The 25675-nt window shown below is 72.8% G+C and carries 23 protein-coding genes; 16 read left to right on the top strand and 7 right to left on the bottom strand.

The genetic code is table 11. The features are described 5' to 3' along the window. The first annotated feature begins 52 nt into the window (after window positions 1-52). Complete coding sequence (locus ACWEVS_RS34880) at window positions 53-733, top strand: class I SAM-dependent methyltransferase (RefSeq protein WP_449928180.1); 681 nt, start codon at window positions 53-55, stop codon at window positions 731-733. 33 nt (window positions 734-766) lie between these two features. On the opposite strand, the gene ACWEVS_RS34875 is transcribed toward ACWEVS_RS34880, so the two are convergent. Both ACWEVS_RS34875 and ACWEVS_RS34870 read right to left on the bottom strand, forming a co-directional pair. Then, a complete protein-coding gene (locus ACWEVS_RS34875; protein ID WP_354912755.1) occupies window positions 767-1168 on the bottom strand; it encodes a hypothetical protein in 402 nt (133 codons plus the stop codon). Continuing rightward, window positions 1165-1716, bottom strand: a complete 552-nt coding sequence (locus tag ACWEVS_RS34870; protein ID WP_452554939.1) for a dihydrofolate reductase family protein — start codon at window positions 1714-1716, stop codon at window positions 1165-1167. The genes ACWEVS_RS34875 and ACWEVS_RS34870 overlap by 4 nt, the downstream gene beginning before the upstream one ends. A 107-nt stretch (window positions 1717-1823) precedes the next feature. On the opposite strand from ACWEVS_RS34870, the gene ACWEVS_RS34865 reads away from it, so the two are divergent. After that, window positions 1824-2099 carry a hypothetical protein gene (locus ACWEVS_RS34865; RefSeq protein ID WP_452417633.1) on the top strand — a complete coding sequence of 92 codons (276 nt, stop codon included), beginning with the start codon at window positions 1824-1826 and terminating at the stop codon, window positions 2097-2099. A 224-nt stretch (window positions 2100-2323) separates the two neighbouring features. Here ACWEVS_RS34865 and ACWEVS_RS34860 read toward each other — a convergent pair whose 3' ends face one another. Then, complete coding sequence (locus tag ACWEVS_RS34860) at window positions 2324-3433, bottom strand: methyltransferase (protein WP_452554937.1); 1110 nt, start codon at window positions 3431-3433, stop codon at window positions 2324-2326. Between the two features lie 463 nt (window positions 3434-3896). Here ACWEVS_RS34860 and ACWEVS_RS34855 point away from each other — a divergent pair, with 463 nt between their 5' ends. Further along, a complete protein-coding gene (locus ACWEVS_RS34855) occupies window positions 3897-5369 on the top strand; it encodes a 2'-5' RNA ligase family protein (protein WP_452554935.1) in 1473 nt (490 codons plus the stop codon). A 316-nt stretch (window positions 5370-5685) separates the two neighbouring features. Continuing rightward, entirely contained in the window at window positions 5686-6957 is a 1272-nt protein-coding gene (locus tag ACWEVS_RS34850) for a serine hydrolase domain-containing protein (protein WP_452554933.1), read from the top strand. A gap of 39 nt (window positions 6958-6996) precedes the next feature. Here the strand turns inward: ACWEVS_RS34850 and ACWEVS_RS34845 are convergent, their stop codons facing one another. Together ACWEVS_RS34845 and ACWEVS_RS34840 are read right to left on the bottom strand one after the other, a co-directional pair. After that, entirely contained in the window at window positions 6997-7650 is a 654-nt protein-coding gene (locus ACWEVS_RS34845) for a response regulator (RefSeq protein WP_452554931.1), read from the bottom strand. Further along, a complete protein-coding gene (locus tag ACWEVS_RS34840; RefSeq protein ID WP_452554929.1) occupies window positions 7647-8834 on the bottom strand; it encodes a sensor histidine kinase in 1188 nt (395 codons plus the stop codon). Before ACWEVS_RS34840 ends, ACWEVS_RS34845 begins: the two co-directional genes overlap by 4 nt. A 130-nt stretch (window positions 8835-8964) precedes the next feature. On the opposite strand from ACWEVS_RS34840, the gene ACWEVS_RS34835 reads away from it, so the two are divergent. The 4 genes from ACWEVS_RS34835 (at window position 8965) to ACWEVS_RS34820 (ending at window position 14265) form a co-directional block, all read left to right on the top strand. Next, entirely contained in the window at window positions 8965-10368 is a 1404-nt protein-coding gene (locus ACWEVS_RS34835) for an MFS transporter (RefSeq protein WP_452417630.1), read from the top strand. After that, the gene (locus ACWEVS_RS34830; protein ID WP_452554927.1) at window positions 10365-12446 is read left to right on the top strand and encodes a DPP IV N-terminal domain-containing protein; all 2082 of its coding nucleotides are present in this window, start codon (window positions 10365-10367) and stop codon (window positions 12444-12446) included. Before ACWEVS_RS34835 ends, ACWEVS_RS34830 begins: the two co-directional genes overlap by 4 nt. After that, window positions 12443-13780, top strand: coding sequence for a serine hydrolase domain-containing protein (locus ACWEVS_RS34825; RefSeq protein WP_452417629.1), 1338 nt, complete (start codon window positions 12443-12445; stop codon window positions 13778-13780). Before ACWEVS_RS34830 ends, ACWEVS_RS34825 begins: the two co-directional genes overlap by 4 nt. Before the next feature lie 62 nt (window positions 13781-13842). After that, window positions 13843-14265 carry a hypothetical protein gene (locus ACWEVS_RS34820; RefSeq protein ID WP_449928203.1) on the top strand — a complete coding sequence of 141 codons (423 nt, stop codon included), beginning with the start codon at window positions 13843-13845 and terminating at the stop codon, window positions 14263-14265. Here the strand turns inward: ACWEVS_RS34820 and ACWEVS_RS34815 are convergent. Next, window positions 14247-14999 (bottom strand): helix-turn-helix domain-containing protein, encoded by a 753-nt coding sequence (locus ACWEVS_RS34815; RefSeq protein ID WP_354912776.1) that lies wholly within the window; start codon window positions 14997-14999, stop codon window positions 14247-14249. The two genes, ACWEVS_RS34820 and ACWEVS_RS34815, sit on opposite strands and share 19 nt — an antisense overlap. 75 nt (window positions 15000-15074) lie before the next feature. Between ACWEVS_RS34815 and ACWEVS_RS34810 the strand changes: the two genes are divergently transcribed. Both ACWEVS_RS34810 and ACWEVS_RS34805 read left to right on the top strand, forming a co-directional pair. Next, entirely contained in the window at window positions 15075-16001 is a 927-nt protein-coding gene (locus tag ACWEVS_RS34810) for an LLM class flavin-dependent oxidoreductase (protein WP_452554924.1), read from the top strand. A 79-nt stretch (window positions 16002-16080) separates the two neighbouring features. Next, window positions 16081-16515, top strand: coding sequence for a DUF6196 family protein (locus ACWEVS_RS34805; protein ID WP_354912779.1), 435 nt, complete (start codon window positions 16081-16083; stop codon window positions 16513-16515). Window positions 16516-16596: 81 nt separating this feature from the next. Here the strand turns inward: ACWEVS_RS34805 and ACWEVS_RS34800 are convergent, their stop codons facing one another. Beyond that, window positions 16597-17598: a LacI family DNA-binding transcriptional regulator gene (locus ACWEVS_RS34800; RefSeq protein WP_354912781.1), complete on the bottom strand. Its 1002-nt coding sequence runs from the start codon at window positions 17596-17598 to the stop codon at window positions 16597-16599. 114 nt (window positions 17599-17712) lie between these two features. Between ACWEVS_RS34800 and ACWEVS_RS34795 the strand changes: the two genes are divergently transcribed. The 6 genes from ACWEVS_RS34795 to ACWEVS_RS34770 all read left to right on the top strand — a co-directional run bounded on the left by ACWEVS_RS34795 (window position 17713) and on the right by ACWEVS_RS34770 (window position 25671). Next, window positions 17713-19482: a glycoside hydrolase family 13 protein gene (locus ACWEVS_RS34795; RefSeq protein ID WP_452554922.1), complete on the top strand. Its 1770-nt coding sequence runs from the start codon at window positions 17713-17715 to the stop codon at window positions 19480-19482. Further along, a complete protein-coding gene (locus ACWEVS_RS34790; protein ID WP_452554920.1) occupies window positions 19479-20852 on the top strand; it encodes an alpha/beta hydrolase in 1374 nt (457 codons plus the stop codon). The genes ACWEVS_RS34795 and ACWEVS_RS34790 overlap by 4 nt, the downstream gene beginning before the upstream one ends. A gap of 11 nt (window positions 20853-20863) precedes the next feature. Beyond that, a complete protein-coding gene (locus tag ACWEVS_RS34785) occupies window positions 20864-22078 on the top strand; it encodes a sugar ABC transporter substrate-binding protein (protein WP_452554918.1) in 1215 nt (404 codons plus the stop codon). Further along, window positions 22075-23475 carry an ABC transporter permease subunit gene (locus ACWEVS_RS34780; protein ID WP_452417620.1) on the top strand — a complete coding sequence of 467 codons (1401 nt, stop codon included), beginning with the start codon at window positions 22075-22077 and terminating at the stop codon, window positions 23473-23475. The genes ACWEVS_RS34785 and ACWEVS_RS34780 overlap by 4 nt, the downstream gene beginning before the upstream one ends. Then, the gene (locus tag ACWEVS_RS34775; protein WP_354912791.1) at window positions 23472-24305 is read left to right on the top strand and encodes a sugar ABC transporter permease; all 834 of its coding nucleotides are present in this window, start codon (window positions 23472-23474) and stop codon (window positions 24303-24305) included. Before ACWEVS_RS34780 ends, ACWEVS_RS34775 begins: the two co-directional genes overlap by 4 nt. 220 nt (window positions 24306-24525) lie before the next feature. Beyond that, the gene (locus tag ACWEVS_RS34770; RefSeq protein WP_452417618.1) at window positions 24526-25671 is read left to right on the top strand and encodes a thiolase family protein; all 1146 of its coding nucleotides are present in this window, start codon (window positions 24526-24528) and stop codon (window positions 25669-25671) included. Window positions 25672-25675 lie beyond the last annotated feature (4 nt).

Here is a 25675-nt window from a genome sequence, read left to right as displayed (position 1 = left end):
CGCCCGCCACGTTTTAGGTTCCCCTTGAGCGCTTACGATCAAGGGGGACCGTATGGCGGAACTGCCTGAGCACCTGCACCGGGCGTTCTTCCGGGCGATGTCCCTGCTCTCGCCCCGAGGGCAGGGCGTGTTCCTGCGCCGCTACTTCGACTGGTGGCATCGAACGCCCGACCCCTGGAAGCTCGGCACCGACGCCTACGAGCGGCGCAAGTACGACACGACGCTCGGCGAGGTGCCGCGCCTGCCGTACCGGAGGATTCTGGAGGTGGGGTGCGCCGAAGGGGTGTTCACCGACACGCTGGTGCGGCGCTTCCCCGAGGCGCGGGTGACGGGGATCGACATCTCGGCGCGGGCGCTGCACAGGGCCAGGCAGCGCGCGGCGCGGGCCCGCTTCGTGCACGCCGACCTCCTCAGCCATGGTCTCGAGGAGGAGTTCGACCTGGTGTTCTGCGCGGAGACGCTCTACTACATCGGCAGGGCCGACCGGCTGCGCAGAGCGTCGCGGCGGTTGACGGGGTTGCTCGCGGACGGCGGGGTGCTGGTCCTGGTGCATCCATGGCCCGAGGCGAGGAGCCTGCACAGGTTCGCGGACGAGGACCCGGCCGTCTGGCTGATCGCCAGGCGGGTCGACACGGAGACCCACCGGCCTTTCGCGGTGGCGGTCTATCGGAAGCCTGACCAGGCAGCCGGAGAGGTGACCGCCTCACGTGAGGGCGACCGGCTGCCGGAGTGACCGTTGCTCGACCCGTGGTGGCCCACCCGAGGCTCAGCGGCCGCCGGTGAACGGCGCCTCGCCCGGCTTCAGCGCGCGGAAGCGCAGGGCCGACCAGGTCTCGTCGATGGCGACCTGGCCGTTGGGGCGCAGGCCGTACTCGCCGGCGATCGGCCACAGGGTGTCGCGGTTGATGTCGGACTTGTTGGCCTTCGGGTAGGCGATCCAGACGGTGGCCGGCTTGGTGATGTCCTCGGCGTGCTTGCCGAGCACGTCGTGGACGGTGGCCGCGTCGTCGCCGAACACCAGCGCCACCCCCGCGTCCGCCGGGCTCGGGGTGCTCGTCACGCCGTCGGGCAGCGGGCCGACCAGGGCGAGACGGTCGGGGTCCGAGACCCACAGGGAGGTGCCCGGCTTGAGGAGCAGCTTCGCGGCGGTGGTCTTGGTGGTGGTCACTTCGTCTCCGTGGAGTAGGTGAGGGACAGGACGCCGGTCGTGAAGGTGGTGGAGGAGGTCAGGGCGAGCGGGATCTGGCCGGAGCCGTCGAACAGCCGCTGGCCCGAGCCGACGACGATCGGGTGCACCATCAGGTTGAGCTCGTCGAGCAGGCCGTGCTCCAGCAGGGAGCGGACGAGGGTGGGGCTGCCGCTCATCGCGATGGTGCCGCCCGGCTCCCGCTTCAGCTCGGTCAGCCGCTCGACGAAGGAGTCGCCGGGGATGAGCGTGGAGTTGTTCCAGTCGGCCGAGTCGAGGGTGGCGGAGACCACGTACTTCCGCACGCCGTTGATGAAGTCGGCGAACGGCTCGCCCTCGCCGGCCTTGGTCGGCCAGTAGGCGGCCCATTCCTGGTAGTTGACGCGGCCCATGAGCAGCGCGTCGGACTCGGACATCTGCGCGCCGATGGCGGCGCCCATCTCGTCGTTGAAGTAGGGGAAGTGCCACTTGTCGGGGGACTCGACGACGCCGTCGAGCGAGATGAAGAACGAAGCGACGATCTTGCGCATGTCTTGCTCCCTTGTTCCGGTGTGCTGTCAGCCTCTCACCGACAAATTTTTTTGTCAAGGCGGCCATCGGCTCGCCCGGCTGGACGCCCGGGCAGAGGAGCAAGACGGTGGCGGTGCCGGTCGAGCGCCTGTACGAGGCGTTCGTCGGCCAGGGCTGGCTGTCCGGAAATTTCGTGATCCGTACGGCTAACGCGCCGAAGTCGCTGCGCGCCGGCTGGGAGGACGGATCCACGAGGCTGGTGGTCGGCTTCACCGGCAAAGGAGAGGGCAAGTCCATGGTCGGCGTGGTGCACGAGAAGCTGCCCGACGCCGAGACGGCGGCTCGGATGAAGGCCTTCTGGCGCGAGCAGCTCGCGACGCTGGCCGCCTCGCTCACCGGGTGACCCACCGGGGCGAGCAAAGGGCCCGCAGACGCCGGACCGGACGAGCGCCCAGAACAGCGGGCCAACCAGACGAACAGCCAGGTCAGCGGCCTGCCGGGTGAGCGGCAGATCGGCGAGGCCTGCCGGGTGACCCGCAGGTCGGCAGGGCATGCCAGGTGACCCGCAGGTCGGGGGGCCTGCCGGGCGAGCGGCAGGGCAGGCCGATCACGCGGGCGGGCGTCGCCTCAGCGCTTGACCGACCGCAGGACGACGAACTTGGGATCGCTGGCCACGACCTCACAGTTGCCGAACAGCCGGCGCAGCTTCACGTGGTAGCCGAGGTGCCGGTTGCCGATCACCCATAGCTCGCCGCCGCGGCGCAGCGCCGTACGGGATCCGGTGAACATCCGCCAGGCGGTGCCGTCGGTGGTCGCACGGTGGCTGTGGAAGGGCGGGTTCGTGAGCACGAGGTCGGCCGAGCCTGCCTCGGCCCCCGTGAGGGCGTCGGAGATCACGAAGCGGGCGGGCGAGGAGGCGTTGGCGGCGAAGGTCGCCTCCGCGGAGGCGACCGCCTGGTACGACTCGTCGACGAACAGCACCTCGGCCGCCGGGTTGCGTAGCGCCATGGCCAGGCCGACCACGCCGTTGCCGCAGCCGAGGTCGACGATCCGTTCCGGCCCCCGGCTCTCCGGCAGGTTGCGCAGGAAGAACCTGGTGCCGATGTCGAGGCGGTCGGCGCAGAAGATGCCCGCGTGGTTGGTGACCGTGCGCCGCGAGAGATCGCCGACGTCGTCGGGGAGGGCGTAGCTCAGCGGCCACGGGCTCGGGGGCCTGGGTAGCGCGGGGTCTGGCGTGCAGAAGATGAGTCTGGCCTTCCGCTCGGCCAGCGAGGTCCTGGTGGGGCCGAGGAGGCGCTCGAAGGTCTTCAGCGTGGAGGTGTGGATCTCGGTGACCATGCCGGCGCCGACGACGACGGTGTCCGCGTGGACGGAGGGGGCCAGGCGGTGCAACTGGTCCTCCAGGAGCGCGAGGCTCTTGGGCACGCGGACCAGCAGCACGTCGATCCGGCTGGGCGGGGTGTCCCTGGTGGACAGCAGGCGTACCTGGTCGGGGTCGACGCCGTTGCGCCCCAGGTTGGCCCTGGTGGCTTCCTGGGTGAGGTAGGAGTCGGTGATCTGGGTGGGCCGGTGGGCGGCCAGCGCCGTGGTGAGCGCGCCCCACCTGTCGCCGACCACGACCAGGCTGCCGTGGACGTCGCCGCCGAGATGCCGCAGCAGGTACTCGTCGGCGGCGTCCCAGGCGCGCAGCTGGTCGCGCGGGTTGTCCGGGTAGCGGGTCAGGTGAAGCTCGTTCATCGCGCCCCCAGGGTAGCCGAGACGTCGGCACATGATTCGCCGGTGATCGTCCCGCGCCCTCTCTCTGTCCCGCTCGGCCTGTCCCGCTCGTCACCGGCGCTTCCCGCGGCTTGGGCGCCGCCATCGCGCGGCAACTGGCCGCCAGCGACTCGGCGATCGGCAACGGCTCGACGGTCGCCGACGGCCGGGCGGTCAGCAACGGCTCGACGGTCACCGACAGCCGGGCGGTCACCGACAAACACTGTTTGGGGGCCGAGCGGGCTGAGCCATGGTCGGCGAGATCCGGGCGGGGGTGGCGTGCCGCGGCGTTTCACGGCGGACGTCACCGACGAGTCGGCGGTCGCGGGCCTCCTCGCCGGGGCCCCGACGCGTTCCTTCACTCCCCCGCCGCCCGCTTCGTCACCGGCGAGCGGATCGCGGTCAAGGGCGGCCACACGGTCGCCTGACATGCGAAGATCGTCGTGTGGAGCGCTTTCGGATAGGCGAGACGGCATTGGTGGTCACGGTTCCGGCGGCCGAACCCGTCGTCGGGCGCTGGCGGGAGCGCCACGACCCCTCCGCGGCCTACGGCGTGCCGGCGCACGTGACCGTGCTCACCCCGTTCCTGCCCCGCGACCTCGTGGACGCGCGGGTGGAGGCCGAGCTCGGGCGGCTGTTCGCCGCTTTCGCCCCGTTCGAGATCACCTTTCACGCCACCGGCCGGTTTCCGGGAGTGCTCTATCTCGCCCCTGAGCCGGACGAGCCGTTGCGCGCGCTCACCCTGGCCGTGTGGCGGCGCTGGCCCGAGGTGCCGCCGTACGGCGGGCGCTATCCGGACGTCGTCCCGCACCTGACGGTCGCCGACGGCCCGCCACCCGACGCCTGCGCTGAGATCGAGGCGGACCTGGTCGCGCGGCTGCCGTTCGTCTCCCGCGTGAGCGAGGTCGTGCTCCTGGCCTACGACGGTACGGCGTGGCGGCAGGAGGCGTCGTTCCCGCTGGGCGGCGCGGCCGGCGGCGATGACGACCCGCCGCGCTCGCCCGCCGAGGTGCGGAGCGTGCATGTGGAGGTGCGGAACGAGCACGCGGAGGGCCATGACGACCGGCGAACTTCCCGCACCGAGGCGCAGGGCGAGCACGCGGACGGCGATGACCACCGACCGAGTCCCCTCGCCGAGGTGCGGGGCGAGGCGGTGGACGGCGACTACGGGCGGCCGGGCTCGCTCGCCGAGGTGCTGGCCGACGTGGCCGCCGAGCGGGTCGCGCAGGACGTCATGTTCGGCGTCCAGGACCCCGCCGACGGCACGGGTCCCGAACGCACGGCCGCCGCCGACCGGGCGAAGGCCGACCTGGAGACGGCCAAGCGGGCCGGTGCGGTGACCTGGCGGCACATCCTGCACGAGGAGGTGCTGGAGGCCTTCGCCGAGAGCGACCCCGACCGGCTGCGCGCGGAGCTGATCCAGGTCGCGGCGGTGGCGGTCAAGTGGGCCCAGGCGCTCGGCGGCCGCGGTGCGACGCTTCCCCACCAGGTGAAGCGGGCCAGGTTCAAAGCGATCGTGGACGTGCACGTGCTGTTCGTCCGTGACGGGAAGGTGCTGCTGGGGCGCAGGGCCAACACCGGCTACGCCGACGGCCGCTGGCATCTGCCCTCGGGCCACCTCGAGGCCGGCGAGTCGGCGGTCGAGGCGGCGGCCAGGGAGGCGCGGGAGGAGGTCGGTGTCATCGTCGATCCCGGCGATCTGACCTTCGTCCACGCCATGCATCGTGCGCCCGATCGGGTGGGGCTGTTCTTCCGCGCCGAGCGGTGGCACGGCGAGCCGTACAACGCCGAGCCGGGCAAGTGCGACGCGCTGGAGTGGCATCCGCTCGACCGGCTGCCCGACGGCATGGTGGCCTACCCGGCGGCCGCGCTGGCGGCGATCGGCGACGGCCGGCCTTTCGCCCAGTTCGGCTTCTGAAACCAGCTCGGTCTCCAAAACCGGGCGATCTCTGAAACCGGCCCGGCCGCTGGAACAGGCGCGGCTTCTCGAACTGGCTCGGCTTCTCGAACTGGCTCGGCTTTCAAGTTGGCGTGCTTTCTGGAACCGGCTCGGCTGCCAAAGGGAGGGGCGGCCGCGCACGCGGGCGAATCCTGGGCGGACCTCCGGAGACAGGCCTTCGGCGGCAGGCCGCCGCTCGAAGGCCCCACCAAAGTACGGTCCTGCCGTGCCGAAGGTCGGCTTCGCCCGTCATCGCCTTGATCAGGCACGGGACGGCGGCTGAGACTCGGTCGCCATGGAAGAGATGCTGACCGAGGCCGCCCGCCGGCTGGGTGTCACCGGCGCGCAGGTCGCTGTGCTCGCCGACGGCGAGTTGCGTGAGGCCGCCACCGGGGTCGCCAACGCCGAGCTGGGCACGCCGATGGACGCCCGCACGCTGATCCAGATCGGTTCGACGACCAAGCTGCACACCGCGGTGCTGGTGATGACGCTGGTCGACGAGGGCGTGCTGGACCTGGACACGCCGGTGGTGCGCCATCTGCCGGAGCTGCGGCTGTCGGATGCCGCCGCCACCGCGTCGGTGACGGCGCGTCACCTGCTGTCCATGACCAGCGGGATCGACAACGGGTTCTACGACGACCCGGCCGACTACCTGGCGACGCTGTCCGGGATGCGGATGCTGTTCGCCCCGGGCGACGGCTACTCCTACAGCAACGCCTCCACCGTCGTCTCGGGCGCGCTGGTCGCCCGGCTGACCGGGTCGAGCTGGGACGAGGCGTTGCGGCGCAGGGTGTTCGAGCCGCTGGGGCTGCGCGAGTGCCTGACGTTGTGGGAGGAGCTGCCGTATCACCGGGTCGCGGTCGGGCACGCGCCCGACGGTTCGGTGGTGCGGCCGTGGACGTTCTCGCGCGCCTCGGGGCCCGCGGGGAGCACGCTGTGCTCGACGGCCGCCGATCTGGCCAGGTTCGGCGAGCTGTTCGTGCGGGCGGGGGCCGGCGTGCTGTCGGCGGAGGCGTGCGCCGCCATGCAGGTGCCGCAGGTGTCGCTGCCGACCAGGCGGTTCGCCGACCGCTGGTGTCTGGGGCCGTACCAGCGCGATTTCGGCGGGACGACCGTGCTCGGCCACAGCGGGACCAATCTGGGCGGCTCCTCGACGCTGCTGTGGGTGCCGTCCACCGGCGTGGTCGTCGCGGTGGTGTGCAACAGCCCGCACGCGGGTTACCCGCTGGCGGCCGCCGTGACCGCCGAGCTGCTGGGAGCCGGTCCCGCCGACGTGGAGCCGGTGACGCGGCTCACCGCCGACGCGGGCCCGTACGAGGGCCGGTACGCCGCCTGCGACCTGCGCTACGAGGTGACCTCGGTGGAGGGGGTGCTGACGGTCACGCTGGAGGACGTGGCCTCGGGCGCCGTCAGCCCGCCGGTGGCGCTGCTGCCGCTGGACGAGCACCGGTTCCTGCCCGAGCAGGACCTGTCCGGCGGGCGGGGCTGGGATCTGGCGTTCGTGGTCCGGGACGGCCGGGCGGCGCGCCTGGTCAGCGGCGGTTTCGCCGCCCGCCGGATCGCGTGAGCTCAGGCCCGGCTGACCAGCCCGCCGGATCGCGTGAGCTCAGGCTCGGCTGACCAGCCCGGCGTCGTGGGCCAGCAGCGCGGCCTGGGTGCGGTTGGCGCAGCCGAGCTTGCCGAGCAGCCGTGACACGTAGCCCTTGACCGTCGTCTCGCTGAGGTAGAGCCGGCTGCCCGTCTGGGAGTTGGACAGCCCTTCGGCCAGGCAGACCAGCACCTCGGTCTCGCGCTCGGTCAGGCCGTCCACCAGTCGCCTGGCGGCCCGTCTGGCGGGCTCGCCGGGGGCGAAGGCCGCCACCAGCCGCCTGGTCAGCTCGGGCGAGACGACGGCGTGCCCGTCGGCGGCGACCCTGACGATGCCGGTCAGGTCCTCGGGGTCGGTGTCCTTGAGCAGGAAGCCGACCGCGCCCGCGCGCAGCGCCCGGACCGCGTACTCGTCCAGGTCGAACGTGGTCAGCATGATGATCTTCGGCGGTCGCGGGAGCCGGCAGGCGCGCTCGGTCGCGGTCAGGCCGTCGACGCCGGGCATCCTGATGTCCATCAGCACGACGTCCGGCGCCAGCCGGACGATCGCCTCGACGGCCTCGGCGCCGTCGTGCGCCTCGCCGACCACCTCGAGGTCGGCGGCGCGGGACAGGATCGCCCGCAGGTGGGCGCACACCATCCGCTCGTCGTCCACGAGCAGGACCCTGATCATCGGGCGCTTCCCCTCCCCTTTCCCGGCAGTTCTGCCGGCAGGTTTCCCGGGAGATTTCCCGGCAGTTTGGCCGGCAGTGTCGCCAGCACCTCGAATCCGCCTGTCTCGGTCGGCCCCGCGGCGAACGCGCCGCCGACCAGTTCCACCCGCTGCCGCAGGCCGAGCAGCCCGGTGCCGGACGACGGCAGGCCGAGGCGCATCGGCTCGGCGCGCGCCGGGTCGGCCGGGTGGTTGCGCACCTCGACGCGGACCCCGCCGTCCCGGGGGCTCAGCCGGACGGAGACCGGCGCGCCCGGCGCGTGCTTGCGCGCGTTCGTCAGCGCCTCCTGCACCACCCGGTAGGCGGTACGGCCGAGCGGTGCCGACAGCTCGATCTGCTCGTCCTGGCTCAGCGACACCGGCAGCCCCGACTCGGCGACCAGGCGGGACACGTCGAGCAGGGTCGGCGGCGGGGCGAGGTCGGCCGGCTGCCGGTCGTGCAGCACCCCGACGACCTCGCGCAGCTCGCCGAGCGCGCGCCGGCCGGTGGCGCGCAGTTCCTCGGCGGCCGCGCGCACCTCGGGCGAGGGCGCGGCCATCCGCAGGGAGCCGGCCTGCAGCACCATCAGGCTGACGTGGTGGGTGACCACGTCGTGCATCTCGCGGGCCAGCCGCGTGCGTTCCTCCAGCCTGGCCTGCTCGACCAGCAGCCGCTGCTCGCGTTCGGCGCGTTCGGCCCGTTCGGCCAGCGCGGTGTTGAGCCGCCGCTGGGTGTCGGCGTAGAGGCCGAGCAGCGTCGCGGGGATCACCACCAGGCCGCAGATCGCGACGAGGTTCAGGGCCGTGGCGAGGTCGGGCGCCTCCCACAGGTGGGTCAGGACGAGCAGTGCCAGCCCGGCCACGGCCACGAGCAGCCGCCGGTCGCCGCGGTGGGCGCCGAGCGAGTACAGCGCGAACGGCATCGCCACCGGCACCTCGATGAAGCCGAGCGGGATCATCGCCAGCGCGACGGCGAGGGGGAAGTGCCGACGGCCCAGCAGCGCCGCCGCGGCCACGGCCTGCACCCACAGCCCCTGCCAGGGCACGTCGGGCACCAGCGCCATCGGCACCGCGCCGCTGATGGCCAGATCGCTGCCGACGCCCACCACACCCACGGCCGCGGCGAGCGCGACGTCCCCCGACAGCCTTCTGACCCGCGCGTTCATACCGCCACGCTACCGATCCGCGCAGGCCGGCCGGATCCGACGAAAGTAGGATGCCGGCGCCTACGATCCCCACGGGGCAGCCCCCCTTCGGCGCTCGTGCGGGCCTGCCGTGTCGCGTGATCCTCGATACGTGAACGATCTTCCAGGCGAACACGCCTCCCTGACCAGGCAGGACGCACGCGCGATCCTGGGCGTCACCGGCAAGGAGGGCGACACCGCTCCCCTGCTGCGCACGCTCAGGGAGCACGGCGTCGGCCTGTCGTTCCTGGTCGCGCTGACCGTGCTGGCCGTGGTGGACAACTTCCAGACCCAGGTGTTCGGCGTGCTCGCGCCCGAGATCGCCGCCTCGCTCGGGATGGACGCGGGCTCGCTGTCGGGAATCGTGGCCGCCCAGGGCGTGGCGACGGGGCTCGCCCCGTTCGCGGTGGCGGCGCTGCTGCGCCGCTACCCCCATCGGGTACGGCTGGCGGTGGGCACCGGGTTCGCCTGGAGCCTGACCACGCTGTTCACCGGGTCGGTGGCCGGGCCCGTCTCGCTGGCCGCGCTCATGCTGGTCAACGGGGCCACCACCGGCACGGTGGCGGTGCTGCATCCGCCGCTGCTCGTGGACGCCTACCCGCCGCCCGCCCGCATGCGGATCATGTCGCTGTACTCGGCCTCGTCGCCGCTGGCCGGCGTCCTGGCACCGCTGGTCGTGGCGGGGCTGGTGTCGTGGCTCGGCATGGACTGGCGGGCGGTGTTCGCGACGCTCGGCGGGCTGTCGCTGGCGGCCTGCCTGTACGCGCTGCGGCTGCGCGAGCCGGTGCTGGGCCGCTGGGACGTGGCCGAGCTTCAGGCCAGGTCGGGCAACGCCGTACCGGCCGCGGACGCGGCGACGCCGGAGTTCGGCGGCTTCGGGGCGGCGTTCGTGCGGACTCTGCGCATCCCGACCGTCCGCCGGATGTGCGTCGGCTTCACCGCGGTAGGGGCGCTGGCCGCGCCGTACGGGGTGGTGGTCTCGACCCTGCTGGAGCAGGAGTACGCGCTCACGCCCGGCCAGCGCGGGCTGTTCACCGGCGCCGCCGCGGCGGTGTCGATCGCGGCGCTGGCCGCCTTCGGGGCCAGGGCGGAGGCGGCCTACCGGGCGGGTCCTGCGCGGTTCATGGCGCTGTCGGGCGCGGCGCTGGCCGCGGCGGCCACGGCGTTCGCCCTGTCCGCGGTCGTGCCCGTGCTGTGGGTGATGCTGGCCCTGCTGGCGCTGGGCCAGGCCTTCCTCGCGGTGATCGGGCCATGCCTGTTCATCGGCGCCCTCTCGGTCGTACGGCCCGCCGACCGCCCGCACGCCATGGCCGCGCTCGGTCTGATCATCGCGGCCGGCGGCCTGGTGGGCGCGGGGCTGCTGGCCCTGGCGACCGCCTTCCTCGACCTGCGCGGCGCGCTGCTGTTGCTGCTCGTCCCCGCGGTCCTCGGGTCGTGGTTCATCGCGACCATCCGCAAGACCCTCATGGGCGATCTCGACGCCCTCATCGACCATGCGATCGGAGAAACCACATGATCGACGCCTATCGCCGCGCCGAGGCGCTGCACGTCTCGCGGGAGGCGAAGCTCGTGCACCGCTCGGCCGTGACGCCCGTCTGGGAGGAGGACTCCTTCTGGTACCTGGTGACCACCCCCGAAGGCCCCCGCCAGGTCAGGGTCTTCCCCGAGCGGAAGGAGCGGGTGGAGGGCCCGGCGCCGGCCCCGGCCGGCGAGCCGGTGCTCCCGCCCGAGCTCACCGGTGCCCAGACCTCGCCCGACGGCCGCTTCACCGTGACCTGCGAGGCCGGCGACCTGCTGGTGAACGGTACGCGCGTCACCGGTGACGGCGAGCCTGGCCATGCCTACGGCCTGCCGAGCGACCAGAACCGGATGCCGATCGTCGCCACCCAGCAGGGCATGACCACTCCCCCGCTGCTGGTCTGGGCGCCCGACGGCCGCCGGTTCGTCACCCACCGTGTCGACCAGCGGCACGTGCCCACGCTGACGATCACGCAGTCGTGCCCCCCGGGCGGCGGCCGCCCGCTGGCGCACACGATGCACTACGAGATGCCCGGCGACCCGCTGCCGACGGTCACGCACGCGATCTTCGACGCGGAGACGGGCGAGCGGGTCGACGTCGCGCTCGAGCCGCTGCCCTTCACTCACGACGCCCCGCTCAACCTCGACCGGGTCTGGTGGGAGGACGACGACACGCTCTGGCTGCTGCACTGCACCCGCGGCAACCGGGGCGCCGTGCTCCACCGCATCGACGCCAGGACCGGCCGGGCGCAGGTCGTCCTCGAGGAGCACGCCGAGACGGTGATGGCCACCGCCCCGACGATCGTCGTGCCGACCCTCGTGCGCACCCGCGGCGACGAGGTGCTGTGGTACTCCGACCGGTCGGGCTGGGGCCACCTCTACCTGTACCGGGGCGGCGAGCTCGCCAGCGCCGTCACCACCGGCGAATGGCTCGTCCGCGAGCTGCTCGAGGTCGACTGGACGGCCAGGCAGGTGCTGTTCCTGTCGGGCGGGCACGGGTCGAACCCCTACGACCGCCGCCTGTGCCGGGCGGACCTGGACGGGGGCGGGGTCACCGTGCTCACCCCCGAGGACGCCGACCACCAGGTCCACGTCTCCCCCGACGGCCGCTGGCTGGTCGACACCTACGCCACGCCCGGCACGCCGAGCGTCACCGTGCTCCGCGACGCCGCCGGAGCGCTCGTCATGGAGCTGGAGCAGGCCGACCTGAGCCTGCTGGAGAAGGCCGGCTGGCGGGCGCCCGAACGGTTCACCGCCAAGGCCGCCGACGGCGTCACCGACGTCCACGGGCTGCTGTTCCTGCCGGGCGACTTCGACCCGGGCAAGCGGTACCCCATCCTGGACTCGATCTACAACGGGCCGCAGATCACCCGGCAGCTGCGCACCACCCTGCGGGGCTACACGCTCGACCCGTGGCTGCTCGACCCGGCGGGCGGCGCGCCCTCGCTGGCCGCGCTCGGCATGGCGGTCGTGGTGCTCGACGGGCGCGGCACGCCGTACCGGGGCAAGGCCTTCCAGGACGTCTCCCACGGCGACCCGGCGGTGACGGCCGGGCTGGAGGACCACGTGGCGGCGATCACCCAGCTCGCCGCCGAGCGGCCTTACCTCGATCTGGAGCGGGTGGGGATCACCGGGCACTCGGGCGGCGGCGCGGCCACGGCCAGGGCGATGCTGACCCATCCCGGTTTCTTCCGCGTGGGCGTCGCCTCGGCGGGCGACTACGAGCACGACGGCTACTACGCCATCTGGGGCGAGACCTACCAGGGGCCGCCGCCCCAGGACTACGCCGCGGGCTCGATGCTGCCGCACGCCGGCGCGCTCGCCGGCAAGCTGCTGATCGTCTTCGGCGAGATGGACGACAACTGCCACCCCGGCCTGTCGCTGCGGCTGGTCAACGCGCTGGTCGAGGCCGATGCCGACTTCGAGATGCTCATGGTGCCCAACGCCGCCCACGGCTACCTGCACGCCGAGGCGCACGTGCTGCGCCGTACCTGGGACTTCCTCACCCGCCACCTGATCGGCGCGGAGCCGCCCGCCGGATACCGCATCGACCCGACCTTCGGAGCCGCCGCATGAGCACCGCCCTTCCTGACCTGCTCCCCGACCTGCAGGCCGACCTCGACGCGCTGGCCGGCGAGCACGGCGTCACCGGCGCGGTGCTCGCCTTCACCGACGGCCAGGAGGTGGCCGCGGCCGCGACGGGAGTCCTCAACACCCGCACGGGCCAGCCCGTCACGACCGGCTCGCTGTTCCAGATCGGCTCGGTCACCAAGGCGTGGACGGCGACCCTGGTGCTCCAGCTCGTCGGCGAGGGGCGGCTCGACCTCGACCAGACCGCGCAGTCGGTGCTGCCCGCGCTCGTGCTGCCCGAGCCGGTGACGATCCGGCAGCTGCTGGCGCACACCGGCGGGTTCGAGGGGGACGTCTTCGTCGACACCGGCCGGGGTGACGACGCGATCGAGAAGCTGGTCGCGCTGCTCGGCGAGGTGCCGCAGCTGTCGCCGCCCGGCGCGATCTGGTCCTACAACAACGCCGGGTACGTCGTCCTCGGACGTGTCGTCGAGGTCCTGCGCGGCCTGCCGTTCAACGCGGCGCTGCGCGCGCACCTGATCGGCCCGCTGGGCCTGACGCACACCGCCACCAGCGCCGACGAGGCCATCCTGTACGGCACGGCGGTCGGGCACGCCGCCGGCGAGCCGGTCTCGACCTGGTCGCTGATGCGCTCGAACGACCCGGCGGGGGCGAGCCTGGCGATGACCGCGGGAGATCTGCTGACCTTCGCCCGCGCGCATCTGGCCGACGGCGCGCAGGTGCTGCCCGCGAAGCTGTCCAGGATGATGCGGGAGCCGCAGGTCGCCCTTCCCGACCTCGGCCGGCCCTCCAGCTGGGGGCTCGGCTGGGAACTGCAGGAATGGGCGGGCGGCACGGTCGTCGGGCACGACGGCTCCACCCCCGGCCAGGCCGCCACGCTGAAGCTCGTCCCGGAGGCGGGGGTGGCCGCGGTGCTGCTGACCAACGGCGGCGACCCCGACCCGCTGGTGGCCGAGCTGCTGACGCCCGTGCTCGGCCGCCTGGCCGGGGTGAGCGCGCCGCCGCCGGTGAAGCCGCCCGTGCCGCCGCTCCCCTTCGACGTCGACCGCTACGCCGGGCGCTACGTCTCGGACGTGACGGCGTGGGAGGTCACCGGCGACGCCGAGGGCAGGCTGTGGGTGACCGTCACGCCGCTCGGCGTGATGGCCGAGCACGGCGCGCCGCAGACCTTCGAGCTGGCCAGGCTGCGCGGCGACACGTTCGTGTTCGCGGAGGCCAGGGGCGGGGTGCACGCGGCCGTCGCGTTCGTCGGCGACGGCGACGGCGGGCGGGCCGGCTACCTGCACACCGGGCGGCTGAACGTCCGCGATTCCCTGTGAGGAATTGTCGGTGTTCCCCGCGATCCGCAGGATCGAGGGGAACACCGACACGAGGAGAAGCAGTGACCGATATCCGTGCCCAGGAGCTGGCCGACCGCTACATCGCGCTCTGGCTCGAGCCGGACGCCGAGCAGCGCCGCAAGGCCGTCCAGGAACTGTGGGCCGAAGACGGCGAGCACGTGCTCCAGCCGCCGCAGGAGATCCGGCAGATCGGCTACGACCTGGGCTTCGACGCCACGACGCTCGAAGCGCGCGGCCACGAGGCGATCGAGACCCGGGTGACCCGCAGCTACGAGCGGTTCGTCGCCGGCGGGCAGTTCGTCTTCAGGGCCAAGGGCGACGCCGTACGGCTGCGCGACGTCGTCACCTTCCACTGGGAATCGGTGAACGTCGGCGGCGGAGGCGCGGTGACGGGCGGCGGCCTCGAGGTCCTCATGCTGGACGAGGACGGCCGCATCGTCACCGACTACATGTTCCCGTCCTGATCGCCGGGGTCAGCCGCCAGCAGCGCCGCCGTTTCGGCGTCGGCGGGCAGGAACGCCTCCAGCTTCAGCTCCGCCACGGTCACGTCGAGCGCGGTCGCGAACGTCGTGATCGTGGTGGTGAGCCGCAGTTCCCCGCGCGGCGAGCGCAGCCGTACGGGCACGGCGAAGCCGACGTGGTCGGGCCCCGGCGGCTCGTGCGGCACGTAGCCGGACAGCTCGTCGTACAGCTCGTCGCGCGGGATGCGGTCGAGGATGTGCTGGGCCCACTGGGCCAGGTTGACGATCCGCGGCGCCAGACCCTCCGGATGCAGGGACAGGCGCAGCACGTTGACCGGGGGGCGCAGCAGGTGGCCGGCGACGCCCTCGGTGAGCAGGCCGAAGGCGTCGTTGGCCAGTACCAGCTCGTGACGGGCGTCGACGACGATCGCGGGATAGGGCAGGTGCCCGGTCAGGATGTGGCCGAGCGCGGTCCGCACGTGGGCCAGGCCCGGGTCGTCGAGCGGGGTCTGCGGGTAGACCGGCGCGTACCCGGCCGCGAGCAGGAGGTCGTTGCGCTCCCTGAGCGGCAGCTCCATCGACTCGCCGAGCCGGACGACCATGCTCCTGCCGGGCCGGGACCGGCCGCTCTCCATGAAGCTGAGGTGGCGCTGGGTCGTGCCCGTCCGCAGGGCGAGGTCGAGCTGGCTGAGGCCGTGGCGGCGGCGGGTCGTGCGCAGGGTCTGGGAGAAGTCCACGCTCCCATTGTGCGGACGCCGCCCATTCCTTCAAGGGAATTGTCGCCATTCCCTCGCGGCGGCACGATTCCCTCCGTGAACACGCGACTGGGAGTCCTGCTCCCCACCGACAAGAACCAGTGGACCGACGCCCGAGGGCTGGTGGACTTCGGCGTCCGCGCCGAGCGGCTCGGCTTGGACTCCCTCTGGGCCAACGACACCCTGCTCGGCGCCCGCATCGAGCCGCTGGCCATGCTGGCCGCGCTGGCCCCGGCGACCGAGCGGGTCACCCTCGGCACCGCGGCGCTGCTGCCGGCCTTCCGCCGCCCGGTCACGGCCGCCCAGGAGCTGGCCGCCGTCGACCACCTGTCGGCCGGGCGGCTGGTCGTCACCGTGGGCGCCGGCTTCCCCGGCCGGTCGGAGATCGAGTACGCGGTCTCGCAGGTGCCGTGGCCGCGGCGCTTCGAGCGGCTGGACGAGACGGTCGCCCTGTGGCGGGCGCTGTGGGCGGGCGAGCGCGCCTTCCACGGCAAGGTGCTGCGCTTCGACGAGCTGCCCGAGCCGACGCCGTCGTTCCGGCCGGGCGGGCCGCCGATCTGGCTGGCCGGCGCGACACCGTCGGCGCTGGAACGCGCCGGGCGGCTCTACGACGGGTGGCTGCCCTACCCGCCCGACCCCGCCACCTACCGGGCGGGCCTCGAGGGTGTACGGCAGGCGGCGGGCGCGGCGGGGCGGCCCGTCGAGGCGGTCACCCCGGCGTTGTTCGTCACGGTGCTGATCGGCGAGGCCGCCGGCGAGCGTGAGCTCGACGCCTTCTGCAGGGCCACCTACGGCGTGCCGTACGAGACGGCGCGGACGATCCAGGCCATGGTCGCGGGCCCGGCCGAGCACGTGGCCGCCACGCTGGCCGGCTACGTGGCGGCCGGCGCCGAGCACCTGGTGTGCCGTTTCGCGGCCACCACGCTCCACGACCAGCTGGAGCAGCTGGAGCAGCTGGCCGGGATCGCCCGCCGCACGCCGTGAGGTCGCGGCGCGCCGGAACAACCGGCGCGCACCCCGGTGTTGCCGCTCATCGACGACCCCAACGGAGAAGAGGCCGCCGATGGTCAGTGTCAGCACGGAGACCCCCGAGCAGACAGAGGAACGCCTGCGCCGGGTGATCGCCGGCGCCGAGCTCGTCGTGCACGAGGGCGTCTGGTTCTTCGAGGAGTCACCCGCCGATCGCCCGCCCGCGCTCACCGGCGACACGCTGGCCGTCGTCCGCGACGAGGACAGCTGGAGCCGCCTGATACCGCTCACCCGCGACCGGGAGGACGTCGAGCGGTTCGGGATCTTCTCCTTCCACTTCCCCGCCGGGCTGGACAACAGCGGCTTCGTCGGCTGGCTGGCCACCCGTCTCAAGGCGAGCCTGGGGACGGGGGTGTTCGTGGTGTGCGGAAGCAACCGGGAACGCGGCGGCGTCTACGACTACTGGGGCTGCCCAGCCGAGCTGCTCGACCAGGCGGTCGCCGTCGTCGCCGAGCTCCGCGGGGCGTGACCGACACCGGCCGGAAGGCCGGCAGCCCACGGCAGGCCTGAGCGGTGCCCGGCTCGGAAGCCCGGACGCCGCCAGGGTGGGTCAACTCCTGACGCGGCCGGTCGAGCCCCGGGCGATGAGGGTGGGCGGGAAGACGTGGTCGACGTGGGGCGTGTGGTAGCCCTGCAGGCGCTCCCACAGCGCGTTGGCCGCGGCGCCGGCCATCTGCTCGATGGGCTGATGGACGGTCGACAGGGGCGGGTTGCTGTGCGAGGCGAGGTAGGAGTCGTCGTACCCGATCACCGAGAGGTCGCCCGGCACGGACAGACCCGCCTGGCGGGCCGCGGCGAGCGCGCCGAGCGCCATGAGGTCGCTGCCTGCGACGATCGCGGTCGCGCCGGCCGCCAGCAGCCGTTGGGCGGCGGCGTGCCCGCCTGTCAGCGAGTAGTCGGTCTCGGCGTAGAGCGCGTCGTCGACGGAGCCGAACCACTTGCGCATCTCCCTGCGGTAGCCGTTCAGCCGGTTCTGCGAGGGCCGCAGGTAGCCCTGGCCGCCGGCCAGGCCGATGCGGGTGTGGCCGAGGGATCGCAGGTGGGCGACGGCCATCGCGGCGCCGGCCGCCTCGTCGGTGGTCACGGTGGAGACCGGCAGGTCGGGGACGTGCCCGCCGACCAGAACCATCGGCAGGTGCCGCTGGTGCAGCTGCCAGTAGAAGCCGTGGTCGGCCGAAGGGTTGGCGTGCCGTCCTGAGATCAGGACCAGACCCTGGATGCGCTGCCGTACCAGGGAGGCGATGTAGTCCAGCTCCGTCGGCCCCTTCTTGGTGGAGCTGCCGATCATCGCCGTCACGCCGAGAGCGCCGAGCTTCGTCTCGATCGCGCCGGCCAGCAGCGGGAAGACGGGGTTGTCCAGCTCGGGGACGATGATGCCCACGAAGGGGTCGGAGACGGGCGCCGGCGCGACCATGCCTTGCTCGCGCATGGCGCGCAGCACGCGGTCGCGGGTCTCCTCGGCCACACCCGGGCGGTCGTTGAGCACGCGGCTGACCGTGGCCGCGCTGACCCCGACACGCTTGGCGATCGTCCGGACCGACAGCCTTGACATCGACCCTCCAGAAACCGTTGAAACATGTTGCCAGCTGTTGCGGCGGTATTCGGGAGCGACCTAGGCTCCCGGCCAGAAACGCAGGTGATGAGCGAATTGCGGAGCACTGACAGCATGTGGCAACCCGAAACACTTTGCAACACGAGCGCGCACCACGACGGTTCGCCGCTCTACGTGTCCGACCCTTCTCCGGGGCTGGGCGAGCGGGTGGAGGTGTTCGTGCGCACCGCCGCGGCGCTGGGTGCCGAGCAGGTGTACGTGCGCACCGCCCCTGACGGCGAGCCCAGGTTCACCGAGGCGAAGATCGACCGCGCCTGCGAGGACGAGACGTGGTGGCGGGTGCCGGTCGAGATCGTCAACCCGGAGTGCGGCTACCGCTTCCTGCTGCGCACGGCCCGCGGGCCGCTCTGGCTGAACGCGTCGGGGCTGCGCCGTACCGAGGTCACCGACGCGGCCGACTTCACGCTGACCGCCTACCCGCCGCCGCCCGCCTGGGCGGCGGACGCGGTGATCTACCAGATCTTCCCCGACCGGTTCGCCCGCTCCGGCCGGCCGTACGGCCCGCTGCCCGGGTGGGCCAGGCCCGCGGACTGGGACGAGCCGATCCCCTACGGCAGGCCCGAGGCGCTGCGGCAGATCTACGGCGGCGACCTGTGGGGGGTGGCCGACCGCCTGGACCACATCGCCGAGCTCGGCGCCGACCTGATCTACCTGACGCCCTTCTTCCCCGCCAGGTCCAACCACCGCTACGACGCCACCACCTTCGACCGGGTGGATCCGCTGCTCGGCGGGGACGAGGCGCTCAAGGCGCTCACCGCGCGGGCGCACGCCCGCGGCATGCGGGTGATCGGCGACATCACGCTCAACCATTCGGGCGACGCGCACGACTGGTTCGTCAGTGCCATGGGTGACCCGGGCAGCCCCGAGCGCGACTTCTACTATGTCGACGGCGACGACTACGCCACGTTCGCCGGGGTGAAGACGCTGCCCAAGTTCGACCACCGGTCGGCCGAGCTGCGCCGGCGCCTGGACAGGGTGATCGCCCGCTACCCCGACGAGTTCGGGCTCGACGGATGGCGCGTGGACGTCGCCCAGTCGGCGGGCCGCCACGGCGGCGTCGAACTCAACGACCGGGTGGCCGCGGACACCAGGGCGGCGCTGGGAGAAGGCAGGCTGCTGCTGGCCGAGCACCAGTTCGACGCCTCCGCCGCGCTGCGCGGCGGAGGCTGGCACGGCACCATGTCCTACGCCGGGTTCGCCCGGCCTGTCTGGTCGTGGCTGGCGCTGGAACGTGCCACCGAGTTCTGGGGCACCCCCGGCCCCATCCCCCTGTACGGCGGGCAGGACGTCGTCGAGGTGATGCGCGACCACGCCGCCCGGATCCCGTGGCGCTCCTACACCCACAACCTCACGCTGCTCGACTCCCACGACACGGCCAGGTTCCGGTCGATCGCGGGCCGCGACCGCCAGCTTCTCGGCGCCGCGCTCCTGTTCACGTTGCCCGGCCTGCCCATGGTCTTCGCCGGTGACGAGGTCGGTGTGGAAGGGGTCCATCTGGAGGACGGCCGCCGACCCTTCCCGTGGGACGGCGAGACCTGGGACCGGCGGACCTACGCGACGTACAGGGAGCTGGTGGCACTGCGCAGGAGCAGGCAGGCGCTGCGCCGTGGCGGCCTGCGATGGCTGCGCGCCGACGACGACGTCCTGCTCTTCGAGCGGGCACTGCCGGGCGAGACGATACTCGTCCAGGTCAGCAGGGCGAACCACGCGCCGGCTGCGGCCCCTGCCGCGCTGTCCTGCCTCACCGGCGGCCCCGACATGCGTCCCGGTGAGCCGATGCCCTCCGACGGACCGGCCTTCCACGTCTGGGAGGTCGCCCGATGATCGAGATTCTGACCGGTGTGCGTTCCGAGGCGCTCGGCAACTCGAGGGACGTGTTCGTCTACCTGCCGCCCGGCTACGACCCTGCGGCCGGGCCGTACCCGCTCGTCGTCCTGCACGACGGGCAACACGTGTTCGCGGGAGCGGGCCTCGCGCCGAGCTGGCGGGTGGACGAGACGCTCGACGGGCTCATCGGCGCGGGACTGCTGCCGCCGCTGGTCGCCGTGGCCGTCGCCAACGCCGGTGACCAGCGCGGCAACGAGTACTCCCACGAGGTGCCCTACCCGCGGGACCCGAACGGGATCTGCCGCGGCGAGCTGTACGAGCGCTTCCTCGTCACGGAGCTGCTGCCGCTGGTGCGCGGACGCTACGCGGTCACCGACGATCCGGGCGCCACCGCGGTGATGGGCTCCTCCATGGGCGGCCTGGTCAGCTACCACCTGGCCTTCCGCCGTCCCGACGTGTTCGGGCTGTCGGCCGTGCTGTCGCCGTTCCTCGTCTTCGTGGATCCGACGACGCTCGAGGAGACCCCGGTCTTCCGCCGATTCCCGGGGCGCGGGCCGCGCAGGATCTGGATCGACATCGGCGGCATGGAGGGCCTGATCATGGTCAGGCCGGTCCGCGAGCTGGTCGAGCATCTCATCGACGTGGGATACGAGCCCGACACGGAGCTGCGCTACCACCACGAGCCGGCCGCGCCGCACCACGAGGACGCCTGGGCGGCGCGCGCGGGCAGTGCGCTGCTGCACCTGTTCGGAACGGAAGGGCCACCCGTGACGCTGTCCGTCGCGGACGGCACGGACGGCACGGACAGCGCGGACGGCACGAACGGCACGAACGGCGCGGACGGCCCGGTCGCCGTGGGCCAGGCGGTCGACGTCGCGCCCGTCGGCGTGCGGGCGGACGGCTGCGTCTACTCGGTGTTGAGCGCGGAGGTGACGTGGCGGCCGCCTCACGTGCTGGAGCATGCGGGCCACGGCCTGCTGACCGGCGCCGGGGCCGGCACCGCCGAGGTCGTCGTCAGGACAGGCGAGCTGCAGGTGACCGAGCGGGTCACGGTCGTCGACGGCGCGCCCGACGCGCTGCTCGACGTCACCGTCGTCGTCCCGGTGGACACCCCTGCCGACTCCCCCGTCTACTTCTCCGGCCTGGTCACCACCCAGGTCGCGCCCGGCGTCCACCACGGCGCGTGGCGGCTGCCCCGCGGCGTCGGCCTCAACGGCACCGTCGGCCGGGGCTGGCGCCGCGACGGGTTGGGCGCCGACGGCCTGCCCATCCGAACCCCCCTACGGCACGACGGTGACCGGCGCGTGTGGGTGCGCGTCGCGGGCTGGAGCGATCCCGCCCAGGTCGATCCGCACGCCGGATCCTGAGGAGAACCCCGATGCGTACCCTTCCCATCCTCACCGCCCTCCTGCTGTCCGGATGCGCTCTGGCCGGCTGCGCGCAGGACGAACGCGCGGCCGAGCACAAGCCCGCGGCCACACCGACACTGACCGTGTGGGCCGACGACGACAGGGCCGCCCCGCTGACGCGGATCGCCGCCCGGTTCGAGCAGGACCGCGGCGTCAAGGTCAAGATCGTGCAGAAGGCGATGGGGAACCTGCGTGACGACTTCGTCTCGCAGGCGCCCTCGGGCCAGGGGCCTGACGTGATCGTCGGCCCGCACGACTGGCTGGGCAAGCTCGTCCAGAACGGCGTCGTCAGCCCGCTCGACCTCTCAGCCAAGGCCTCGCTCTTCTCGAAGGTGGCGCTGGACGGCATGACCTACCAGGGGCAGACCTACGGCCTGCCGTACGCGGTCGAGAGCGTGGCGGTCCTGCGCAACAACACGCTGGTCCCCGTCGCCCCCCGGACCTTCGACGAGCTGGTGGCCAAGGGGAAGGCGCTGGTGGCCGCGGGGAGGGCCGTCCACCCGGTCGGCCTGCCCGTCGATCCGAAGGCGGGCTCGCCGTTCCACCTCTACGCCCTCCAGACCTCCTTCCGCTCGCGGGTCTTCGGTGAGGGCGGCGACCTGGAGATCGACAACGCGGGCGGGCTGCGGTTCGCCGCGTACCTGCGGAAGCTCGCCCAGCGCAAGGCGGTGTCCACCTCGCTGACCGGGGACATCGCGACCAGTGCCTTCCTCAGGGGTGAGACGCCTTTCCTGGTCACGGGGCCGTGGGACGCGCCGGCCGTCGTCAAGGCGGGCGTGCCGTTCTCGGTGGATGCCCTGCCTCCGGCGGGAGACGAGCCGGCCAGGCCGTTCGTGGGCGTGCAGGGGTTCTACATCAGCGCCAAGAGCGCCAACCCGATCCTGGCCAACGACCTGCTCCTCAACTACCTGGCCACACCGGAGGCGCAGAAGGCGCTCCACGCGGCCGGAGGGCGCCCGCCCGCGATGACGTCGGTGCGCGACGAGCTCGCGGGCGACCTGGTCATGACGGGATTCGCCAAGGCCGCCGCCGAAGGCGTGCCCACGCCCAACGTCCCCCAGATGGACGCGGTGTGGGCCGACTGGGGGCTGTCCCAGCTGGCGATCATCGCCGGCGAGGGCGACCCCGCGGAGCTGACCAGGAAGGCCGGGGACAAGATCCGCGCCAAGATCGGCTCCTCGTGAAGCGCGCGCTGAGGCTGCTGCCGCTCGCGGTCGCTGACGCGCTGGCCCTGTACGGGCTGGTGGCGCTCGGCGCGCAACGGTCGTGGTGGATGTTCGCGGGCCTGCTGGCGGGGACGGCGGCGATCAACTGGATCTACCTGAGCAGGCGGGCCGTGCCCGCCAAGTACCTGGCGCCCGGCGTCGTGCTGCTTCTCGTGTACCAGGTGTACGTGGTCCTCTACACCGGCTACGCGGCGTTCACCAACTACGGCGACGGCCACAACGGGAGCAAGGCGGACGCGGTCGCGGCGATCCTGGCCGGCAGCGAGGTGAAGGTGGCGGGGGCCGTGCCGTACCCGATCAGGGTCATGGAGCGGGACGGGCGCCTCGGACTCCTGGTGCAGGGCCGGCCGGCGGCCGGATGGCGGCCGCTGACGTACGGCGAGATCGTCGCCAGGCAGGCGGAGATCACGGCGCTGCGCGAGCCGGCGGACGGCGGCACGCTCAAGACCGCCGACGGCATGACGGCCACGCTGTACCGGGCCACGCTCACCTACGACGCGGCCACCGGAAGCATCACCGACGGGACCACCGTGTACCGCGACACGGGGCGCGGCGCGTTCACCGCCGCCGACGGGCGCGCCCTGAGCCCCGGCTGGAAGGTCTTCGTCGGCCATGAGAACTTCACCCGCGTGCTGACCGACTCCGGGATCAGGGGGCCGTTCCTGGAGGTGCTCGCCTGGACGTTCGTGTTCGCGACCCTGTCGGTGGCGCTCAGTTTCGGCCTCGGGCTCGCGCTCGCGCTGCTCCTGGACGGGCACCGGATCTACCGCTCGCTGCTGATCTTCCCCTACGCGTTCCCCGCGTTCATGGCGGCGCTGCTCTGGCAGGGACTCCTCAACACCGACCACGGCTTCGTCAACGACGTGCTGCTCGGCGGCGCCCGCGTCCCCTGGCTGTCCGACCCGTGGCTGGCCAAGCTGAGCGTGCTGCTGGTGAACGTATGGATCGCCTTCCCCTACATGTTCCTCATCTGCACCGGCGCCCTGCAGGCGATCCCGCCCACGCTGTCGGAGGCCGCGCAGATGGACGGGGCGGGGCCGTGGCGGGTGCTACGGACGATCAAGCTGCCGTTGCTGCTGGCATCGACCGCCCCTGTGCTGGTGGCGACGTTCGCCTTCAACTTCAACAACTTCAACGTGATCTACATGCTCACCGGCGGCGGGCCGAGGGACGCGAACGCGCCGGTCGACGTGGGATCGACCGACCTGCTGATCTCGCTGGTGTACAAGCTGGCCTTCGGCGGCGCCTCCAGGAACTACGGCCTGGCGTGCGCGGTCTCCATCGTGATCTTCATGGTGATCGCCGCCGTCTCGCTGGCCGGGTTCCGCAGGGCACGGCGGCTGGAGGCGGCATGAGAGCGTGGAGGCATCTGGCCGGGCTGCCGGCCGTGGCGGTCGCGCTGTTCCCGCTGGTCTTCGTGGTCGCGGCCTCGCTCAACCCCAGCGGCACGCTGACCGGGTCGAACGACCTGTTCGCGGCGGTGACGTGGGATCACTACGCCACGCTGTTCACCGACGAGCTGCATCCCTTCCCCCGCTGGTTCGCCAACTCCATGGCGATCGGGCTGATCACGGCGGCGGGGTCGGTGTTCCTCGGGGCGTGCGCCGCCTACGCCTTCTCGCGCTTCCGGTTCAGGGGGCGCAGGGCAGGGCTGCTCGGGCTGGTGTTCATCCAGCTGTTCCCCCAGGTCCTGGCCTATGTCGCGATCTTCCTGCTGCTGTCGGCCGTCAAGGAGGTGTTCCCGCCGCTCGGCCTCGGGAGCAGGCTCGGCCTGGTCATGGTCTACCTCGGGGGTGCGCTCGGGGTGAACACCTACCTGATGAAGGGCTTCTTCGACTCGGTGCCCAAGGACCTGGACGACTCGGCGCAGATCGACGGCGCCTCCCACGCCCAGGTCTTCTTCCTGGTCCTGCTGCCGCTGGTGCGCCCCATCCTGGTCGTCGTGGCGCTGTTCTCGTTCGTGGCGACCATGAACGACTTCGTGATCGCCGGCCTGGTGCTGACCGACCCCGACCAGCAGACGCTCGCCGTCGGCCTCTACCAGCTCGTCTCCTACCAGCTGGGGCAGAGCTGGGGCGTCTTCTCGGCCGGCGCGCTGATCGGGGCACTGCCGGTGCTGGTCCTCTTCCAGTTCCTGCAGCGCTTCATCACCGGCGGCCTCACCGCCGGGGCGGTCAAGACCTGACCCCCGAGGCCGTCGGGGGAAGGGCACGCCCATGGCTTCTGCCGCGCCGCCGTGACCCCCGTCGGCGCGTACGGCCGGCCCACGGTCCTCGATGCCCGGGTGCGGGAGGAGGACGGCCGGCTCCGCCTGCGGATCGATGTCGGCTGAGGGCGCGCGGCAGCTTCCGCTCACCGGAAGCGGGTGCGTGCGGTCAGGCGGCCGGCGCCCTAGCGTCGTGGCTGTGAACGAGGTCTACGTCGTCGACGCGGTCCGCACGCCCATCGGCAAGTACGGCGGCGCGCTGTCCGGCGTCCGCCCCGACGACCTGGCGGCGCACGTCGTCAGGGAGTTGCTGGCCCGCTCCCCCGCCCTCGACCCGGCCGCGATCGCCGACGTCGTGTTCGGCAACGCCAACGGCGCGGGAGAGGACAACCGCAACGTGGCCCGCATGGCCGTCCTGCTGGCGGGCCTGCCGGTCGGGGTGCCGGGCGCGACGGTGAACCGGCTGTGCGGCTCGGGCATGGAGGCGGTGATCCAGGCCTACCGCGCCATCGCGCTCGGTGAGGCGTCGGTGGTGGTGGCGGGCGGTGTGGAGTCGATGAGCCGCGCCCCCTGGGTGCTGCCCAAGCCGTCGCGCGCCTTTCCCGCGGGCAACCAGGAGCTGGTCTCCACCACGCTCGGCTGGCGCCTGGTCAACCCGCGCATGGCGCCCGAATGGACCGTGCCGCTCGGGGAGGGCGCCGAGCTGATCGCCGACAAGCACGGGATCACCAGGGCGGCCCAGGACGCCTACGCGCTGGCCAGCCACCGGAAGGCGGCGCGGGCCGACTTCACGCGGGAGATCGTGCCCGTCGGCGACGTGACGCGCGACGAGTCGATCCGCGACGACACCTCGATGGAGGCGCTGGCCAGGCTGAAGCCCGCCTTCCGGCACGACGGCACGGTCACGGCGGGCAACTCCTCGCCGCTCAACGACGGCGCGGCCGCCCTGCTGCTGTGCGACCGGCAGGGGCTGGCCCGTATCGGCCGGGAACCGCTGGCCAGGATCACCGGGAGCGCGGTCAGCGCGATCGAACCCCAGTACTTCGGCCTGGCGCCGGTCGAGGCGATGCGGAAGGCGCTGCGCGGCCGCGAGCCGTCCGTCGTCGAGCTGAACGAGGCGTTCGCCGCCCAGGTGCTCGGCTGCCTGGCCGAGCTGCCCGAGCTCGACCCCGAGGTCGTCAATCCGCGCGGCGGCGCCATCGCCGTCGGCCACCCGCTGGGCGCCTCAGGCGCGAGGATCACCGGCGCGGTCGCGCACCAGCTGGCCGCCGCGGGATCGGGCATCGGCCTCGCCGCCCTGTGCATCGGCGTCGGCCAGGGCCTGGCCGTCGTCCTGGAACGCTGAGGAG

This window comes from Nonomuraea sp. NPDC003754 (genome assembly GCF_053605785.1).
The sequence above is the reverse complement of the archived record's forward strand: the minus strand, read 5'-3'. Positions and strand labels throughout refer to the sequence as shown.

Coding starts and splice junctions, on each gene's coding strand:
- ACWEVS_RS34880 (WP_449928180.1), top strand. CDS start 53: ATGGCGGAACTGCCTGAGCACCTGCACCGGGCGTTCTTCCGGGCGATG.
- ACWEVS_RS34870 (WP_452554939.1), bottom strand. CDS start 1,716: ATGCGCAAGATCGTCGCTTCGTTCTTCATCTCGCTCGACGGCGTCGTC.
- ACWEVS_RS34860 (WP_452554937.1), bottom strand. CDS start 3,433: ATGAACGAGCTTCACCTGACCCGCTACCCGGACAACCCGCGCGACCAG.
- ACWEVS_RS34850 (WP_452554933.1), top strand. CDS start 5,686: ATGGAAGAGATGCTGACCGAGGCCGCCCGCCGGCTGGGTGTCACCGGC.
- ACWEVS_RS34845 (WP_452554931.1), bottom strand. CDS start 7,650: ATGATCAGGGTCCTGCTCGTGGACGACGAGCGGATGGTGTGCGCCCAC.
- ACWEVS_RS34840 (WP_452554929.1), bottom strand. CDS start 8,834: ATGAACGCGCGGGTCAGAAGGCTGTCGGGGGACGTCGCGCTCGCCGCG.
- ACWEVS_RS34830 (WP_452554927.1), top strand. CDS start 10,365: ATGATCGACGCCTATCGCCGCGCCGAGGCGCTGCACGTCTCGCGGGAG.
- ACWEVS_RS34825 (WP_452417629.1), top strand. CDS start 12,443: ATGAGCACCGCCCTTCCTGACCTGCTCCCCGACCTGCAGGCCGACCTC.
- ACWEVS_RS34805 (WP_354912779.1), top strand. CDS start 16,081: ATGGTCAGTGTCAGCACGGAGACCCCCGAGCAGACAGAGGAACGCCTG.
- ACWEVS_RS34800 (WP_354912781.1), bottom strand. CDS start 17,598: ATGTCAAGGCTGTCGGTCCGGACGATCGCCAAGCGTGTCGGGGTCAGC.
- ACWEVS_RS34795 (WP_452554922.1), top strand. CDS start 17,713: ATGTGGCAACCCGAAACACTTTGCAACACGAGCGCGCACCACGACGGT.
- ACWEVS_RS34790 (WP_452554920.1), top strand. CDS start 19,479: ATGATCGAGATTCTGACCGGTGTGCGTTCCGAGGCGCTCGGCAACTCG.
- ACWEVS_RS34785 (WP_452554918.1), top strand. CDS start 20,864: ATGCGTACCCTTCCCATCCTCACCGCCCTCCTGCTGTCCGGATGCGCT.
- ACWEVS_RS34775 (WP_354912791.1), top strand. CDS start 23,472: ATGAGAGCGTGGAGGCATCTGGCCGGGCTGCCGGCCGTGGCGGTCGCG.